This window comes from Kribbella sp. NBC_01484 (genome assembly GCF_036227145.1).
GTDB lineage: Bacteria > Actinomycetota > Actinomycetes > Propionibacteriales > Kribbellaceae > Kribbella.
Map to the genome: position 1 here is coordinate 6729438 of NZ_CP109437.1, position 17130 is coordinate 6746567.

At 69.1% G+C, this 17130-nt stretch carries 16 protein-coding genes; 9 read left to right on the forward strand and 7 right to left on the reverse strand.

What is annotated here, in order from left to right:
- Window positions 1–3 precede the first annotated feature (3 nt).
- Both OG555_RS32640 and OG555_RS32645 read right to left on the reverse strand, forming a co-directional pair.
- Window positions 4–828, reverse strand: a complete 825-nt coding sequence (locus tag OG555_RS32640; RefSeq protein ID WP_329476399.1) for an IclR family transcriptional regulator domain-containing protein — start codon at window positions 826–828, stop codon at window positions 4–6.
- A 45-nt stretch (window positions 829–873) separates the two neighbouring features.
- Window positions 874–2346 carry an amidohydrolase family protein gene (locus tag OG555_RS32645; RefSeq protein ID WP_329476400.1) on the reverse strand — a complete coding sequence of 491 codons (1473 nt, stop codon included), beginning with the start codon at window positions 2344–2346 and terminating at the stop codon, window positions 874–876.
- Window positions 2347–2538: 192 nt separating this feature from the next.
- Here OG555_RS32645 and OG555_RS32650 point away from each other — a divergent pair, with 192 nt between their 5' ends.
- The 5 genes from OG555_RS32650 (at window position 2539) to OG555_RS32670 (ending at window position 6819) form a co-directional block, all read left to right on the forward strand.
- Complete coding sequence (locus tag OG555_RS32650; RefSeq protein ID WP_329476401.1) at window positions 2539–3675, forward strand: CaiB/BaiF CoA transferase family protein; 1137 nt, start codon at window positions 2539–2541, stop codon at window positions 3673–3675.
- A gap of 76 nt (window positions 3676–3751) precedes the next feature.
- Complete coding sequence (locus tag OG555_RS32655; RefSeq protein ID WP_329476402.1) at window positions 3752–4528, forward strand: citryl-CoA lyase; 777 nt, start codon at window positions 3752–3754, stop codon at window positions 4526–4528.
- 11 nt (window positions 4529–4539) lie between these two features.
- On the forward strand, window positions 4540–5403 hold the full coding sequence (locus tag OG555_RS32660) for a hypothetical protein (protein WP_329476403.1): 864 nt from the start codon (window positions 4540–4542) through the stop codon (window positions 5401–5403).
- 76 nt (window positions 5404–5479) lie between these two features.
- Window positions 5480–5839, forward strand: coding sequence for a hypothetical protein (locus OG555_RS32665; protein WP_329476404.1), 360 nt, complete (start codon window positions 5480–5482; stop codon window positions 5837–5839).
- 8 nt (window positions 5840–5847) lie between these two features.
- Window positions 5848–6819: a zinc-binding alcohol dehydrogenase family protein gene (locus OG555_RS32670; protein WP_329476405.1), complete on the forward strand. Its 972-nt coding sequence runs from the start codon at window positions 5848–5850 to the stop codon at window positions 6817–6819.
- On the opposite strand, the gene OG555_RS32675 is transcribed toward OG555_RS32670, so the two are convergent.
- A complete protein-coding gene (locus OG555_RS32675) occupies window positions 6816–7751 on the reverse strand; it encodes a nucleoside hydrolase (protein WP_329476406.1) in 936 nt (311 codons plus the stop codon). The genes OG555_RS32670 and OG555_RS32675 overlap by 4 nt on opposite strands.
- A gap of 126 nt (window positions 7752–7877) precedes the next feature.
- Between OG555_RS32675 and ftsH the strand changes: the two genes are divergently transcribed.
- Window positions 7878–9848: an ATP-dependent zinc metalloprotease FtsH gene (gene ftsH, locus OG555_RS32680; protein ID WP_329476407.1), complete on the forward strand. Its 1971-nt coding sequence runs from the start codon at window positions 7878–7880 to the stop codon at window positions 9846–9848.
- Between the two features lie 222 nt (window positions 9849–10070).
- Here the strand turns inward: ftsH and OG555_RS32685 are convergent, their stop codons facing one another.
- Window positions 10071–10202, reverse strand: coding sequence for a hypothetical protein (locus OG555_RS32685; protein ID WP_329476408.1), 132 nt, complete (start codon window positions 10200–10202; stop codon window positions 10071–10073).
- Between OG555_RS32685 and OG555_RS32690 the strand changes: the two genes are divergently transcribed.
- Genes OG555_RS32690 through OG555_RS32700 form a run of 3 tightly spaced genes read left to right on the forward strand, consistent with a single transcriptional unit; the run spans window position 10178 to window position 12554 of the window.
- Window positions 10178–10894, forward strand: coding sequence for a DUF3556 domain-containing protein (locus OG555_RS32690; RefSeq protein ID WP_329476409.1), 717 nt, complete (start codon window positions 10178–10180; stop codon window positions 10892–10894). The genes OG555_RS32685 and OG555_RS32690 overlap by 25 nt on opposite strands.
- Window positions 10891–12303, forward strand: coding sequence for a phytoene desaturase family protein (locus tag OG555_RS32695; RefSeq protein ID WP_329476410.1), 1413 nt, complete (start codon window positions 10891–10893; stop codon window positions 12301–12303). The genes OG555_RS32690 and OG555_RS32695 overlap by 4 nt, the downstream gene beginning before the upstream one ends.
- Window positions 12300–12554 (forward strand): hypothetical protein, encoded by a 255-nt coding sequence (locus tag OG555_RS32700; protein ID WP_329476411.1) that lies wholly within the window; start codon window positions 12300–12302, stop codon window positions 12552–12554. Before OG555_RS32695 ends, OG555_RS32700 begins: the two co-directional genes overlap by 4 nt.
- Before the next feature lie 70 nt (window positions 12555–12624).
- Here OG555_RS32700 and OG555_RS32705 read toward each other — a convergent pair whose 3' ends face one another.
- The 3 genes from OG555_RS32705 to OG555_RS32715 are packed head-to-tail and all read right to left on the reverse strand — an operon-like array spanning window position 12625 to window position 16978.
- Window positions 12625–14040: a DUF4832 domain-containing protein gene (locus OG555_RS32705; protein ID WP_329476412.1), complete on the reverse strand. Its 1416-nt coding sequence runs from the start codon at window positions 14038–14040 to the stop codon at window positions 12625–12627.
- A 9-nt stretch (window positions 14041–14049) separates the two neighbouring features.
- Window positions 14050–15786 (reverse strand): DUF4832 domain-containing protein, encoded by a 1737-nt coding sequence (locus OG555_RS32710; RefSeq protein ID WP_329476413.1) that lies wholly within the window; start codon window positions 15784–15786, stop codon window positions 14050–14052.
- Between the two features lie 58 nt (window positions 15787–15844).
- Window positions 15845–16978, reverse strand: coding sequence for an ROK family protein (locus OG555_RS32715; protein ID WP_329476414.1), 1134 nt, complete (start codon window positions 16976–16978; stop codon window positions 15845–15847).
- Between the last annotated feature and the right edge of the window lie 152 nt (window positions 16979–17130).

A 17130-nucleotide genomic window follows, 5' to 3' on the forward strand; every position in this document is an offset into this window, starting at 1 on the left:
GGGTCAGGCCGAGGTTTCGCGACCGGGCTGGTCGAGCTCGACGTGCGGGCGGGACCGCCAGAGCGCCCACTCGGCGCTGACGTCTCCCGCCGTACGGAGAAGCACCGGCAGGTGGTCGTGGAGGAGCTTCTCGGTGGACGTCTCCGCGGCGTGGACGGTGACATTCATCGCGGCGCGCACTGTGCCGGTGCCGTCCCGGACCGGGGCCGCCACCGAACGGACTCCGGGCGCCAGCTCCTCGTCGGCCAGGGCCCAGCCGCGCGCGCGGATCTCGGTGAGCTCGTCGCACAGCTGCGCCGCGGTCCGTCCGATGTACGGCGGGAGTCCGGCCCGGCTCGGCTGCGCGAGGACGCCGGCCAGGTCGTCGGGGGAGAGGGCCGCGAGCAGGACCTTGCCCTGTGAGGTCTGGGCGGCCGGGAAGCGGGTGCCGATGTCGACCCGGAGCGCGATGATCTTCGGCACCGACACCCGTGCGATGTAGACGATGTCGGAGCCGTCGAGCTGGGCCATCGAGGACGACTCGCCGGTCCGGCCGACGAGGGCTTCGAGATGCGGCTTCGCGATGTCCCACAGGCCGAGGGATCCGACGTACGCCATGCCGAGGGTCAGCACCTTCGGCGTGAGCTGGAAGGAGCCGTCGACCGTGCGGACGAAGCCGAGCTCCTCCAGCGTCAGCAGCAGCCGGCGCGCGGTCGGCCGGGCCAGGCCGGCCGCGGCCGCCACCTCGGACAACGACATGGTGCGGTGGTCCGCGTCGAAGCAGGCGAGCACGTCCAGCCCGCGAGCCAAAGACTCGACGAAGTCTGGGCCCGCCCCACGTCCTGCCATCGGTTCCTTGCCTCCACGTCGTCGGGCGAACTGGTCCGACCGAGCCTACGACCCCGGCTCGCCGAAGATGGTGCCGCGGGCCTCGCGGGTCGAGTCGGACTTGTACTCGGTGTACTGGTACGGGTTGTCGAACACCTCGCCCTTCGGCAGCTCCGGGTTCATCCCGCTCGTCCAGGCTTCCTCGCCGAGCGACGAGCGCAGGTAGTCGACCGTCGCCTCGACACCGCGGCGTACGGCGGCCAGGTCGCAACCAACCAGTTGGTTGGCGAACTTCACCACCCGGCCGTCGACGATCACGGTGTGCACGTCACCCCGCTGGGCCTGGAAAGCCACGTGACCATAGGGATTGATCAGCGGGAACGAAACTGGTGACGAGTCGTTCTTGATCAGTACGACGTCCGCCTTCTTCCCGGGTTCGAGACTGCCGAGGTCGTCCCGGCCGAGCGCCTTCGCGCCGCCGCGGGTGGCCCAGTCGACGACGTGCTCGGCCCGCAGGTGGCTGTGGGTCACCGTGGCGCCCTTCATGTGGGCCTCGAGGTGCTCGCGGGCCCGATCGGCGCCGAGTGTCGTCCGCATGGCGCTGAACAGATCACCGCTCCACCACACGCTGGTGTCCATCGACAGCGACACCGGGATGCCGTAGCGGCGGACCTGCCAGGTGGGCGGGTAGCCCTGGCCGGCGCTCTGCTCGGACTCCGTGGAGACCGAGACCGATCCGCCGGTGGCCGCGATCCGCTGGTAGGAGTCGGTGGCCAGCGTCGCCGCGTGCACGTAGATGTTCTGCGGCGTCATGAAGCCGTTCTCGTGCATCAACCGGATGCCGTCGTCGTTGGTCGCACCCCACACGCCGGCATGGGTGGTCACGCCGAGCCCGAGCTCACGCGCCACCTCGAAGGCGGCCCGCTCCGGGAACGCCGGATCACCGGTGACGTCGAAGGCGAGCTGGAGCCCGATGGTGGAGTCGTCCCGCATCCGGGTCAGGAACGCCTTGACGGCCGGATCGGCGGTCCACTCCCACGGCCCGGCCTGAATGTTGCCGTAGGCAAGGACGAACCGCCCGGGTACGGCGCGCAACGCGTCGACGGCCGCCTCGGCATGGTCGACGCTCTGCAGCCCGTGGGACCAGTCGACCGTGGTGGTGACCCCGGCCTCGAGCGACTCCCAGGCCGACGTCAGGTTGCCGGCGTAGATGTCCTCCGGCCGGAACGTCTTGCCGTGCTCGAGGTAGTACCAGACGAAGTACTGCGTCAGCGTCCAGTCGGCGCCGTACGCGCGCATCGCGGTCTGCCACATGTGCCGATGGGTGTCGATCATGCCGGGCATCACGATGCCGCTGGTCGCGTCGATCTCCTGAGTGCCCTCGGGCCCGTCGAGCGCCCGGCCGACGGCGGCGATCTGATTGTCGACAATCAGCACGTCTCCATCGGTGACGACCGTGTGGTCGTCGTCCATGGTCAGCACGGTCCCCCCGCGCAGCAGCACCGGCCGGCCCGCCACCGGTGTCTCGGCTGTGGTCATGTTCCCCTCCAGAAGAGTGCCCGGACACGCGTCCGTATGACGGTCAACGGGGCGATACGGTCACTATCGAAGCGTCCGCGCGCACTGTCAAGGGTTCGCTCCGGGTGGTTGACAGAGGCTCGGAGGCCGATCGAGACTGAGGCGATCAGAGTGTGCGGACAAGTGTCCGTAATAGCCGCGGGAGGTTGGTGCGTGAACGGTCCGCTCGCCGGCCTGCTGGTCGCCGACTTCTCCCGGATCCTGGCCGGTCCGTACGCGACCATGCTGCTGGCCGACCTGGGCGCCGACGTGGTCAAGGTCGAGGCGCCCGGCGGCGACGACACCCGTTCCTGGCAGCCACCGGTCCGCGACGGCATCTCGACGTACTACCTCGCGGTGAACCGGAACAAGCGGTCGATCGCGCTCGACCTGAAGGACCCGGGCGACCAGGCTACGGCCCGGGAGCTGGCCCGGCGCGCGGACGTCCTGGTCGAGAACTTCCGGCCCAACGGGCTGGCCCGGTTCGGGCTGGACTACGAGACCGTTGCTGCCGGCAACCCCGGGCTGATCTATGCCTCGATCAGCGGCTTCGGTTCCGGCCCGAAGGGTGCGGAGCTGCCCGGATACGACCTGATCGTGCAGGCGATCTCCGGGCTGATGAGCCTGACCGGCTCCCCGGACGGCGAGCCGTACCGGGCCGGGATCTCGGTCTTCGACGTGATGGCCGGCCTGCACGCCACGATCGGTGTGCTGTCCGCGCTCAACGCCCGGCACGAGACCGGACGCGGTCAGCACGTCGAGGTCAACCTGCTGTCGTCGGCGCTGTCCGGTCTGGTCAACCAGTCGAGCGCGTACGTCGCGGGTGGCGTCGTACCGCTGCGGATGGGGAACAGCCATCCCAGCCTGTTCCCGTACGAGCCGTTGCCCTGTTCCGATGGCGAGCTGATCATCACGGCCGGGAACAACGGCCAGTTCCGCAAGCTGGTCGAGGTCCTCGGCGTGCCGGAGCTGGCGGACGACCCGCGCTTCGACCGGAACGAGAAGCGGACCGCGAATCGCGAGGAGCTGCGGCCGCTGCTGGTCGAGCGGCTGGAGACCCGGACCCGGATGGAGTGGTTCCGCGACATCATCGCCGCCGGTGTGCCGTGCGGCCCGATCAACACCGTCGACGGCGGCGTGGCCTTCGCCGAGGACATCGGTCTCGACCCGGTGGTCACAGTGGGATCGATCCCGACCGTGCGCAACCCGATCACGTTCTCGGACGACGCGGCGTCGTACCGGCTGCCACCGCCGGAGCTGGACGAACACGGCGCCGAACTCCGCCGCTGGCTGAAGGAGCCGCTCACATGAACGAGCGAAGCGAGTTCATCATCAAGCACAGCGCGGTCCGTGCCTCATCCGCGCCCGGAGCGAAGCGAGGACGTGGATGAGCTTCCCGACCTCTTTGGGTACGTCGACTGCCGACGAGATCCGCCTGCTCGGGCAGGACCTGACGGCTGACCTGATGGGCAAGGTCGGCTTCGGTGAGCTGGCGTTCTGGCTGGTCGCGCTACGCCGGCCGACACCGTCCGAGACCCGCGTATTCGAGGCGGTGCTGGTCGCCCTTGCCGATCACGGATTCACGCCGACGGCCATCGCGGCCCGGCTCACCTATCTCTCCGCCCCGGATTCGCTGCAAGGCGCCCTTGCCGCCGGTCTGCTCGGCGGTGGCTCCCGCTTCCTCGGGGTGACCGAGGACTCTGGGATGTATCTCGATGAGGCCCTCCAGGGGCGCGACGTGCCGACTGACGATGCGGGGTGGGACGAGCTCGCACTGGAGGTTGTCACCGCGACGCGGGAGGCCGGCAAGTATGTCCCCGGTCTCGGGCATCCGGTGCACAAGGTGCAGGATCCGCGGACCCCGGTCCTGATCGGGATCGCCGAGGAGGAAGGCCTGCGCGGTCCACACCTCCGACTCTTCGAGGCCATCGGGCGGGTACACGAGCAGGTGCTCGGCCGTAGGCTCCCGCTGAACGGAGCCGGCGTGTGCGGCGCCGCGCTGGCCGATCTCGGGCTGCCGGTCGAGCTGCTGCGCGGATTCGCCTTGCTGGCCAGGGCTGCCGGGTTGCTGGGTCAGCTCGCCGAGGAACGCCGCCGGCCGATCGGTATGGACGCCTACCTCACCGTCGACCGCAACGCCATCTACGTCGATCCCGCTAGCTGAAGGAGCACCACATGGCCACAGTCGCCGCGGTCATCGCCTCCACGCATCACCCGTTCTACTACCGCGCGAGCACCGCCACCGGAGCCGACCGGCCGCCGTTCGCCGACGAGTGGGTGGCGAAGATCGAGGCGTTCCGGGAGACGCTGACCAAGGCCCGGCCGGACATCCTGGTGATGGTCGGCAGCGACCACTTCCACCAGCTCTGGCTGGACAACATGCCGCAGTTCCTTGTCGGCAAAGCGCCGTACTTCGATGCGAACTGGTACAACGAGGAGCGCGAGTTCGGGCTGCCGCGGATGACGCTGCCGGGGGAGGAGCGGCTGGCCGCGCACATCCTGCGGAACGGGCTGGACGCCGGCTTCGACCTTGCCTTCAGCAACGAACTGCGGATCGACCACAGCATCACCTGCCCGATCATCACGCTCCGCCCGGAGGCGGACCTGCCGATCGTGCCGATCTACACCAACATCTTCGCGCCACCGTTGCCCCGGCCCGGGCGGTTCGTCGAGCTCGGCCGGACGATCCGGCAACTGGTGGAGTCGTGGCCGATCGACGCCCGGGTCGCGATCATCGGCACCGGGCACCTGTCGCTGGAGCTCGGTGGGCCGCGGCAGTTCGGCGAGCACGGTCCGGATCCGGAGTTCGACCGCAAAGCCGTCGATTGGATCGCGAGCGGCGACGTCGACGGCTGCCTGGCCGAGGTGACGCTGGACAGCCTGCATCTGCCGGGCAACGCGACCCACGGTTTCATGGACTTCATGCTGATGATGGGCGTGGCCGGCGCGGGTGCGAAGGCGGATCACGTCGACTCGCTCGACCTCTTCCACACCATGGAGGCCTACTTCACCTGGTACCCGAACGGAGTGCCGTCGTGAACGAGCGTAGCGAGTTCACCATCAAGCACAGCGCGGTCCGTGCCTCATCCGCGCCCGGAGCGAAGCGAGGACGGGGATGAGCAAGTACCTGCTGGACAAGTTCCTCTACACCGTCGACCGCGATCCCGACCTGATCGAGCGCTATCGCGAGGACGCCGCCGGGACCGTGGCCTGGTGGGAGCAGGAGATGGCCAATCAGATCCTCAACTGCCACACTGCCGAGCGGTCCACCTGGCTCGCGTTCACCGACGAGGAGCGCGAGGCGCTGCGCGAGCACGATCATGTCGCGCTGTTCGGGCTCGGCGCACACCCGTTCCTCACGCTCACGTTGTTCATCGCGATGTTCGAGCGGGACCACGGGCCGCTCGAGTATCAGAAGGCCTACGGCCGGGCGCTGCAGCACCTCACGCTGCCCTATCCAGACGTCGCCACCTAGGAGGTCCCGTGCGAGCCGCAGTCCTGCACACCCACGGCCAACCGCCGTCCCACGCCGACCACCCGGACCCGGTGTCGTCCGACGGGTACTCCGTCGTCCGCGTCACCGCGGCACCCGTCGTACCGCTCGACCTGCTGTGTGCGTCCGGTACGTCGTACTTCGGCCAGCCGGCGGTGCCCTATGTGCCCGGGGTGCAAGGGGTCGGGGTGGTCGAGCAGTCCGAGGTGGTGCCGCCCGGGACGAGGGTGTTCTTCGCGACCTCGGCCGGGATGGCCGCGGGTGACGGCAGTTTCGCCGAGCGCTGCGCCGTACCGGATGTCGATCTCGTGGTGCTGGACACGCCGGTCCCGGACACGGAGGTCGCTGCACTCGGGCTGTCCGGGGTGGCGGCCTGGATGGCGCTCACGTGGCGGGCTCAGTTCAAGCCGGGGGAGCAGGTGCTCGTGCTCGGTGGCGGCGGGGCGGTCGGCCAGGTCGCGATCGGCGCGGCCCGGCTCCTCGGTGCTGACGGCGTGGTCGCCGTGTGCCGGTCGGACGCGGCACGCGACCGGGCCCTGGCCGCCGGCGCCGACGAAGTAGTTGCCTCAGGCCCCGACGTGGATGCGCTCACCGCCCGGCTGAGGGACGCGACCGATGGTGCTGTCGACGTCGTCATCGACCCTGTCTTCGGCCTCCCCGCCACCGCGGCCTCGCGGGTGCTCGCCCCGTACGGCCGCCTGGTCAACCTCGGCGGTTCATCCGGTGACGAGGCGGTCTTCTCCTCGTCGGTCCTCCGCAGCCGTACGGCGAGCATCCTCGGCTACACGAACAACGCCATCACCCCGGAGCAACGCCGCGATGCGCTGACCGCCGTACTGCAACACGCCGCCAACGGAGCCGTCGCTGTCACGCACGAGACCGTCTCGCTCGCCGATATCGCCACCGCCTGGCATCGCCAATCCACCGGCAGCACCGACGGCCGCCTCGTCGTCACCATCTAGCCGAGAGCCGTGACGGCGTCGACGATTCTGGTCCAGAAGGCTTCGCGATCCAGTTCGACAGCGACCTGCGCATTGGGCGCCCGGCCGGTGTAGTTGAAGAGGTCGACCGCGGTCGCGCCAGACGTCCACTCGCCCTTCGCCTCGACGACGACGTTCGCCTCGACGCAGCGCACGATCGCCGGATCGATCACCCGGGCGACCGCGACCGGATCGTGCAACGGCGGCGCCTCGAACCCCCAGAGCTGCCGGTACGTCGAGGCGAAGAACGTCATCCACTCGACGCAGATCCGGGCCAGCGGCGTCCCGATCCGTTCGAAGCGCGCCAGTACGTCGTCCGTCACCAAAGCCTGATGCGTGACGTTGAGACCGCACATGGTGAACGGGACACCCGACCGGACCACCTGGTCCGCCGCCTCGGGATCGACGTACGCGTTGGCCTCCGCGAGCGGCGCGATGTTGCCGCGGTCCGTCGAGCCGCCCATCCAGACGATCTCGGCGATCTTCGGGGTCAGCGCAGGCTCCGATGCGAGCAGCCGCGCGATGTTCGTGAGCGCTCCCGTCGCCACGATGGTGACCGGCGTGGAGTGCTTCTGCAGTACGTCGATCAACACATCCTGGGCAGCTGACGGCGACTCGGGCACGGTCGGCTCGGTGTCGAAGAGCGGGCCGTCCAGACCGGTCTGCCCGTGGACATCGTCGGCGATGCGCAACCGTCGTACCAGCGGCCGGTCGGCACCACGGGCGACCGGGACATCCGTCACTCCGGCCAGGGACAGCACTCGGCGGGCGTTCACCGTGCACTTGTCGACTGTCTGATTGCCCGCGACCGTCGTCACCGCGAGCAACTCGACCGCGGGATCGGCTATCGCCAGCAGCAGCGCCATTGCGTCGTCGTGTCCCGGATCGCAGTCGAGCACCAAAGGGATCGCCATGCCAGATCGTACCGGCGCCGACCGGTCGCCGGAGGGGCGTCGGTGCTCGGCAAACCCGTCGGTGGCGACCTATGTTGGGCTGAGGCCGCGTGTCCAGGGCGCGGGCAGGTCACCAGCGGAGCCAGCATGAGTGAGAAGGATCAGCCGCCGCAGGAGAAGTCCACGCCTGATCAGGGGGACCGGGACAACGGATCGCAGCGGCATCCCCACAAGCCGTGGCGGACCGAAGGGCTGCCCACCGCTCAGGGCAACGGGGACAAGCCGCGGCGACCGCGGTGGTGGCGGTGGGCGGCCTGGATCGTCGGTGGGTATCTGGTGCTGTTCCTGATCACCACGATGCAGGACCAGATGTCTGGCGGCGAGCAGACCGTCGCGTACACCGACTTCACGGCGCAGGTGCAGAAGCAGAACGTCGCCGAGGTGTTCTCGCGCGGTGACACCATCGAGGGCCGGCTGAAGGCGGCCGCCCCGATCCCGGGCAAGACCGACTCGACGTACACGAAGTTCACCACCGAGCGGCCGACGTTCGCGAACGACGACCTGTTCGGGGCGCTGCAGAAGAGCGGCGCGACGGTCCGGGCGACGCCGGTGGTCCAGCAGCGCGGCGTGCTGTGGAACCTGCTGATCTCGTTGGGCCCGTTCATCCTGATCGCCGCGTTCTACTTCTGGTTGTTCCGGCGCAGCCGCGCCGCCGGCGGTGGGCTGGGCGGCCTGCTCGGAGGCGGCCAGCAGAAGAAGCCGATCGATCCCACCAGCGTGCGAGTCACCTTCGCCGACGTCGCGGGCATCGACGAGGTCGAGGCCGAGATCACCGAGGTCGTCGACTATCTGAAGGACCCGGACAAGTACCGCCGGCTCGGGGCCCGCGCTCCCAAGGGCGTGCTGCTCGAGGGTGCACCCGGGACCGGCAAGACTCTGCTGGCTCGCGCGACCGCGGGGGAGGCCGGGGTGCCGTTCTTCTCGGCCAGTGCCTCGGAGTTCATCGAGATGATTGTCGGCGTGGGCGCGAGCCGGGTCCGGGAGCTGTTCGGCGAGGCGCGCAAGGTCGCTCCCGCGATCATCTTCATCGACGAGATCGACACGATCGGACGCGCCCGCGGCGGTGCCCGGTCGATCAGTGGTCACGACGAGGGCGAGCAGACCCTGAACCAGATCCTGACGGAGATGGACGGCTTCACCGGCACCGAGGGGGTCGTCACCCTCGCGGCGACGAACCGTGCCGATGTCCTCGACACGGCGCTGCTCCGGCCGGGCCGGTTCGATCGCACGATCACCGTGCACGCGCCGGACCAGAAGGGGCGCGAGGCGATCCTCGAGGTGCACGCGCGCGGGAAGCCGCTCGGCCCGGACGTCGATCTCCGTGCCATGGCCCGGTCCACGCCCGGGATGACCGGCGCCGATCTGGCCAACCTGCTGAACGAGGCCGCGCTGGCCGCCGCCCGCCAAGGCCAGTCCGAGATCGACCAGCGCGATCTGACCGACGCCCTGGAGAAGATCCAGCTCGGTACGGCGCGCAACGTGGTCATGCCCGAGGAGGAGCGACGTCGTACGGCGTACCACGAAGGAGGTCACGCACTGCTCGGGATGATCCAGGTCGGCGCGGATCCGGTCCGGAAGGTGTCGATCATCCCGCGTGGCCGGGCGCTGGGTGTCACACTGTCCACGCCGGAGATGGACCGCTACGGATACGACACGGAATACCTGCGCGGTCGCATCATCGGAGCGCTCGGGGGTATGGCCGCCGAGCAGGAGGTCCTCGGCGTGGTCACCACCGGCGCCGAGAGCGACCTGGAGAGCGCGACCCGGATCGCCCGCTCGATGGTCGGCCGCTGGGGGATGTCGGAGGCCGTCGGCCCGGTCTCCGTTCTGCCGTCCGAGGGTGACCCCCGGATGGCCGGTGCCTCCGACGAGCTGCTCAACACCGTCGACGAGGAGGTACGCCGCCTGATCGACCAGTGCTACCAGGAGGCCAGACGCCTCCTCCGCGAGAACCGCACCCGCCTCGACTCGATCGCCGAGCAACTCCTCAAGCACGAAACCCTCGACGAGGCCGACGCGTACGCCGCCGCCGGCATCCCCCACGACGCCCGCACCTGACGGTTTGTGCGGCCGGCACAGTCGCCGGCCGGAAGTTCGGCTCGCCGGGCCAGGAAGGGAGGGGCCCTGAGTTGCGATTCTCGGTGTTACCAGCCGGGACCCCACCCCGGCGACACCGAAAGGAAACTCCGATGATCGCCTTTCTCATCCCCGTCCTGTCCGTCATCGCCCTCGGCGTCCCGATGGTCGGGCTGCGGTTGCTCGCCAAGCAGCACGGCTGAATCAGGGTGCAGGAGGCATCAGCACCGAGCCGGCCAGCCAGCGGCAGGCGACGAGCGCCAGTTCGAGTTCCAGGCGCTCGTCGTCCAGCGGGCGGCCGCGTTCCTCCAGTGCCTTGTCGACCCGATACTTCACGGTGTTCTTGTGCAGATGGATCCGCTCCGCGGCGCCAGTACGCCGGCAACTGGGCGTCCGCGACCTGGGCCTTCGCGCCTGGCGCGGAGCAGCGGCTGAACGAGCGGCTGGTGAAGCCGGCGCCGATGGTGATCGACCAGGCCACCGAACTGCTCGGCAGCCGCGACGCCGCTGAGGTCGCGCTCTACCAGGTGATGGGCTGGCGGGCGCTGCACAGTCAGGGCCGGGCGCTGAACTCGATCCTGGTCGATCAGCTCGGCGACGACCTCGATCACTACGCGATCCGCGAAGCTGAGTTCATGACGAACTGCATCGTCGGCTTCAACTTCGGCGACGGCCACCTGCACGACCACAAGTTCATCGCCTCGATCCAGCGGCGCTGCGGATTCGCCCCCGGTGAGTTCATCGTGGCGTGGATCGAGTCGCAGCCGGTGCACAAGAACTTCCAGCGGTACGTCGTGATCGACGCGGCGCTCGGGATCGTCGAGCGCGGGACGTACCAGGTGGCCGACGCCGTCGCCGAGCAGCCCTGGCTGCCGAACGGACCGATCCCGCTGACGGTCGAGTGGCGCCTGCCCGGCTACCAGCGGGTTCGCTACCCGCGGCCGGGTGCGGTAGACAAGACGGTACCGACGCCTCCGCCTGCGACCGTCGAGTCGGCGCCGGATGGCTCGGGAGGTGGTGGATCATGACCAAGGCAGTCGTCGTCGGGAGTGGGCCGAACGGACTGGCCGCTGCAGTCACTCTCGCCAAGGCCGGGGTGGACGTCGAAGTGCTCGAAGCCGCCGACCGCCCCGGCGGCGGCACCCGCAGCAGCGAGCTCGCGCTGCCCGGGCTGATCCACGACGAGTGCTCAGGGTTCCATCCGCTGGCCGTCGACACCGCGTTCTCCCGGTCTGTGGACCTGGCTCGGTTCGGCCTGACCTGGCGGTGGCCGGAGGTCCAGTACGCGCATCCGCTGGACGGCGGGCGCGGTGCCGCCGTACTGCGATCGGTTGAGGAGACCGCTGCGTCGCTGGGGCCCGACGGTCGCCGGTGGCGGCAGGTGTTCGGCCCGCTGACGGAGCGGTTCGACCGGATCACGTCGGATTTCCTGCGCCCCGTCGTACGCGTGCCGTCGCATCCGGTCGCGATGACGCGGTTCGGTGCCCTGTCCGCCCTACCGGCCTCGGTGCTCGCCAAGGGCTGGTCGACGGAGGAGGCGCGGTCGCTCTTCGGAGGAGTGGCGGCGCACGCGGTGCGACCGCTGTCGGCGCCCTTCTCGGCGGCGATCGGCGTGGCCCTCGGTACGGCGGCGCACGCCTACGGATGGCCCGTGGCAGAAGGGGGATCGGCGGCGATCAACCGGGCGATGATCGCCGCCCTCGAGGAGCACGGCGGCAAGGTCGAGACCAACGTGCGGGTCGAATCACTCGAGCAGGTCGGCGATGCGGACCTCGTTCTGCTGGATCTCGCACCGAGTGCGGCCGTGCGGATCGTGGGGGACGCGATGCCGGCCAAGATCCGGCGGGCCTTGCTCCGGTACCGGCATGGGCCGGGGGTCTTCAAGGTCGACTTCGCACTCTCGGGTGAGGTGCCGTGGACGCACGAGGCGTCCCGGCGGGCCGGGACTGTGCATGTGGTCGGGGACTACGCGGAGCTGGCGCGGGCCGAACAGGACGTGGTGTCGGGCCGGATGCCGGACCGGCCGTACGTTCTCGTCGGGCAGCAGTATCTGGCCGACCCGTCTCGTGCCGAGGGCACCGTGCGGCCGCTGTACACCTATGCGCACGTGCCCAGCGGCTACGGCGGTGACGCGACGCTGCTGATCGAGTCGCAGATCGAACGGTTCGCTCCCGGCTTCCGCGACCTGATCCTGGCTCGGACCGTCCAGACGACAGCCCAGTTGGAGGAACGCAACGCGAACTACCTCGGCGGTGATGTGATCACCGGTGCCAACACCGCGCGCCAACTGATCTTCCGGCCGCGTGTCACCCTGCATCCTTACGGCCTCGGCGTACCCGGTGTGTTTGGGTGCTCTGCGGCGACACCGCCCGGCGCGGGGGCGCACGGGATGTGCGGCTACAACGCAGCCCGCGCTGCACTGGCGAGCCTGCGATGACCGCCCTCGCGAACGGTTGCCCGCAGCAACCGGCCGATACGCTGCCGGCCGGCGCAAGCTTCCTGGTCGTCATCGCCGAGGAGCCCGTCGCCGTGCCGCGGGTCGAGGAACGCCTGCGGACGATCGGCGTCGCCTCGGTATGGCAGGAGCTGCCCGGCGCACAGCTCGGTGTCCTCTCGCTGCGCCCGAGGAGCCTGCCGCGGGTCGTCGACCTGCCCGCGCTGGAAGCCCACCGCTACCCGGCCGCCTGACGCTGGTGGGCCGGAGCCAGGTGGTGTGCCCGGAACCAGGCTCCGGGCACACCGTTCGGGGCCTGGATCCTTATCCGACAGTCACCGTCTGACCGAGGTCGTTGTAGCCGGTGCTCGGTTGCCAGGTTCCGTCGTTCGCGAGACGGATCGAGTACTCGGGGCGGGTGGACAGGAGCGGGTCCGGCAGGTTGAGGAACAAGCGATACTTTCCGGGGACCGGCGGTGCGGCGACCCTCCAGTCGAGGTTGGTCATCGTACCAGCGCCCCACCGGCGTGGGTCGGCCGGGACGTTGACCTTGAAGGTGTGCTTGTCGTTCTGGAAGATCAGCTGCACCTGGTGCGGGTTGTACGGAGCGGCCCAGCCGTCGTTGCGGACCTGCAGGTCGACCCTGACATCACCGCGCGGCTGCGCCTTGGTCGTGACCGTGCTCTGCGCGAGGGCGAATCGGTAGCCGAGCTTCTGCTTGACCGTCGTGAGGTTGTCGCCCCAGGTGTCCAGCACGTCCTGGTTGTATTCGATGTTCAGGAAGGAGAAGTGCAGTCGCGCCATCTCGGCCGACGCCGACTCCCAGTCCGACCGTGGTGAGTTCACCGCGCAGGTCTCGCCGCCCTCGGGGACGTAATTGGTGTCCTGGGCAACGAAATCCTTGTCGAGCTCGATCGGGTCACTGAGGTAGGTGCCGAAGTCGTCCGGGCTGGCCAGGAAACAGTCGTTGTGATGACCGACCCGGGCCAGCGGCGAACCGTCGTACGCCTGCGCCGCGGTCAGGGCGCCCGCGGTCCCGGTCGGCACCCCGAGCATGCGCTGCTTCATGTACGGCGTCCGCACCTGGATCATCCGGTCCTTCGGGAGCGCCTTCAGCTCGGCCATGACGACGGCCTTGCGGTCGGCCCAGTTCTGGTCGGTGACCACGCTCGGGTCCTGCGGATCGGAGAAGTAGTCGGTGTAGTAGCCCTCACCCCACAATCCGACGAACCCGGCTTGGACGACCGCGATCACGTCGGAGTTCTCGCGCAGGATCGGGGTGAGCTGCTGGATCTGCTTGACCACGCGAGCCACCGGCGCGTCGCCGTACGGCGTCGGCGGCGGCCAGCCGTCGCCCGGCAGAGCGTAGGCGAAGCGGACGATCATCTTGACGCCCGCGGCGCGCGCGGTGCGGAAGTCTGCACGGACCAGGTCGAGGTAGTGCTGGTCGATGACGTCCTGCTTGGAGAACTTCTCCAGGTAGAACAGCCGCAGGATCTGGGTGATGTTCTCCTGGGTGCGGAAGTTGCGCAGGGTGGTGAGGTCGAGTGGGACATAACCGGTGCCGTCGGCCCGGTAGTGCGTCTCGGTGTGGTGGTAGAAACCGCGCTCCGGGTTGGCGATCACCTCGTCGGTCGACGCGTAGGTGCGGGTGGTCGTCGGCGGGTCATTGTGCGCCATGGCTGCCTGGGTTGGCAGTAGCAGACCGATCGCCGCGACCGCTGTGACAAGCCTTCTCATCAAGAACTCCTAGCTGACGGTGAGGGTGTGCAGGAGCGAGTTCATCCCGGTCGCCGCGTCCCAGGTGCCCTGGTTGGCGAGGCGGATCGAGTACTCGGGGCGAGTGGACAGGAGTGGGTCCGGCAGGTTGAGCAGCAGGGTGTAGGAACCCGCCGGCACGTTGGCGGGCACGGTGAGCGTCTGCGACACCGTGGTCGACGTACCCGCGGTCCAGCGCCGCGGATCGGAACTCATCGCGAGCCGGTAGGTCGTGCCGGTCGACGTGTTCCGCAGTACCAGCTCGAGGTTGCGTGGGTTGAAGGGCGTCGCGTAGCCGTCGTTGTGGACGGTGAAGGACACCGGCAGGCTGCCGCCGGGTGAGGCGGTCGCCGGGTACGTGCCGGACTCCAGGCGGAAGCGGTACCCGAGGTTCTTGGTGACGTCGGCCAGGCAGCCGCCCGTGTTCCACGAGTTCAGCACGGTGGGCTCGTAGTCGGTGTTGAGGAAGGACCAGTGGAACTGTGCGAGCTCACTGGTGGCCGTCGGGCAGCTGGACCGCGGTGGGTTGGAGCCACACGTCTCGCCGCCCATCGCGACGTACGTCGTGTCGGACTGAAGGTACGGGTATTCGACCGCGGTGTTCTCGTAGGTGCCGAAGTCGTCCGCGCTGGCCAGGAAGCAGTCGTTGTGGTGACCGAGCCTCGACAGCGCCGAGCCGTTGTACGCCGCGGCCGACTGAACCGGCGTGGTCGAGTACAGGGTCCGCTTGAACTTCGGCGTCCGCAGCTGCACCATCCGGGTCGACGGCACGACACTGAGCAGCTTGTCGGTCACCGCCTTGCGGTTGGCCCAGTCGGTCGTGGTGATCGTGCCCGCGTTGCCGAAGTTCTGCGTGTAGTACCACTCACCCCACGCGCCGATCAGCCCCGCCTGCACGACCGCGATCACGTCCTTGCCTGCGGTGAGGTACGGCGCCAGTTGGTCGAGGTGAGCCAGGATCCGGTCCTTGGTCGTGTCGTCTCCGGCGGTCGACGTGGTGTAGGCGAAGCGCAGGACCATCTTGAGACCGGCCGCGCGGACGGTGTCGATCTGCTGCTGCAACTGGTCGAGCGCCGCCTGCGCGATCGGGCCGTTCTTGTACTCGGCCAGGTAGAAGACGCACATCACCAGCGAGATGCCCTGGCTGGTGCGGTAGCTCTGCAGAGTCGTCTGGGAGAAGTCGGCCTTGTCGCAGTCGCCGGTGTGGTGGTAGAAGCCGCGCTCGGGGTTGGCGAAGTTGTCCGTGGCCGCGGTGTACGTCACGGTGCCGCCGGATCCGCCGCCGCTGTAGACGTGGGTGTACTTGCTCGAAGACTCCAGCGGGGCCTCCACCTGGAAGATCAGGTCGGCGTCGTTGGGGGAGGCGCTCTCGCCGAGGTCGGCGCGATTCACGGTCCACTGCGCGACTCCGCCCGTACCGGAGAAGGTGACCGCGCTGACCAAGGTCCAGCTCCAGCCGCTGCCGGTGTGCTGGTAGAGGCTGCCGTTCTCCAGCAGGTAGTCGGCGCCGGTGCCGCCCTGCGCGAAGCCGGTGCCGGCGTTCCGGTCGGCGTCGACGTAGACCCGCAGGTACTGCGGGGATCCGGTGTAGGAGAAGCGGTAGGTGACTGTCGTCGCGGTGTTGGTGGCGGTGCTGCCGCTGATCGTGGCGTGGGCGGGGGAGACGAGGACGGCGCTGAGCACAATGCCGGCCAGGGCAGCGCTGAGCAGGCGGAACGGACGCATCATGATGCTTCCTCTCGCTGGGCGGGCGATAGGAATAATCATGGAGTCCAGGAAAACTATGTCAAGGTCTCAGGCCGTTGTAGACGGCGGACTCCACCTGCTCGAGGGCCAGCCGGACCGCGCCGAGCGCGACCCCTTCGTCGGCGAAGGCGGAGATCCGGATCTCGGGTGTCCGCAGGCACCAGCGGTCCAGCTCGCGACGCAGCGGCTCGACCATCACGTCCGCCGACCGCGAGAATCCGCCACCGATCACCACCAGTTCGGGATCGAGCGTCAGGACCAGCGCCGAGGCGCCGACGGCGAGGTCGCGGACATACCCGCGAACCGCCCGGACAGCCTCGCGATCGCCGCCGCGCGCAGCGAAGAAGACGCTCTCGAACTCGTCCGACACGTCCGGCCGTCCGTTTCGCGCAAGCCAGTTGTGCAGATGCTCCGGCGCCCGGAGCCAGCCGGCGGCGGGCAGGGCGCCGATCTCACCGGACCAGTTGGCGAACCCGCGGTGCAGCTTCCCGTCGATGATCAGGCCGGCGCCGGTACGCAGTCCGGCCAGCAGGAACACCACGTCCTTCGCGTACCGGGCGACGCCGCGCCACGTCTCGGCCAGCGCTGCGAGCTTGCAGTCGTTCTCCACCCGTACCGGTCCGGAGACGAGCCGGCGTACGTGCCCGGCGAGGTCGACCCCTGTCCACTCCGGCAGTGAGTCGGACAGCAGCACCTTGCCGGTGCCGTCGACGAGGCCGGTGGTTGCGACCCCGGTGGACCAGATCTGCCCCGGCTGGACACCGGCGATCGCCTTGGTGACGCATTTGTCCAGTACAGCAAGCCGTTCCCGGCGTCCGAGCCCGGGATCGACCGCGATCCGGGCCTGGCTCAGCACCTCGCCGTCGAGATCGGTGACCAGGGCAAGCACCTTGTGCCCGCCGATGTCCACGCCCAGCAGCCGGCCGGCCCCGGAGTTGAACCGGTACCGCCTGGCCGGCCTTCCGACCGAGCCCAGCGCGGGCGCCACCTCGGTCAGCCAGCCCCGTCCGAGCAGGTCCCGGGCGACGTCCTCGGTCGAGGCCCGCGACAGCCGGGTCCGCCTCGACAACTCCGTCAGAGTGAGCGGCTGGTCGCCGCGCAACTCCCGGAGCACGGCGGCCGCGTTGAGCTGCCGCAACCGGGACAGGTCCCCGCCGGCGGGCTCCTCGCTCATCGTGACTCCTCGGATAATGCTGGACTCCTGAATAACTATAAGCATTCGTTCTGCGCACGGATCTCATCGTGCGAACGGGCGCGCCGACCCCTCCTCTTCCGCGATGACAACGTTGTACGGTGGTCCGGCGGTCGATCCGAAACGTTCCCACT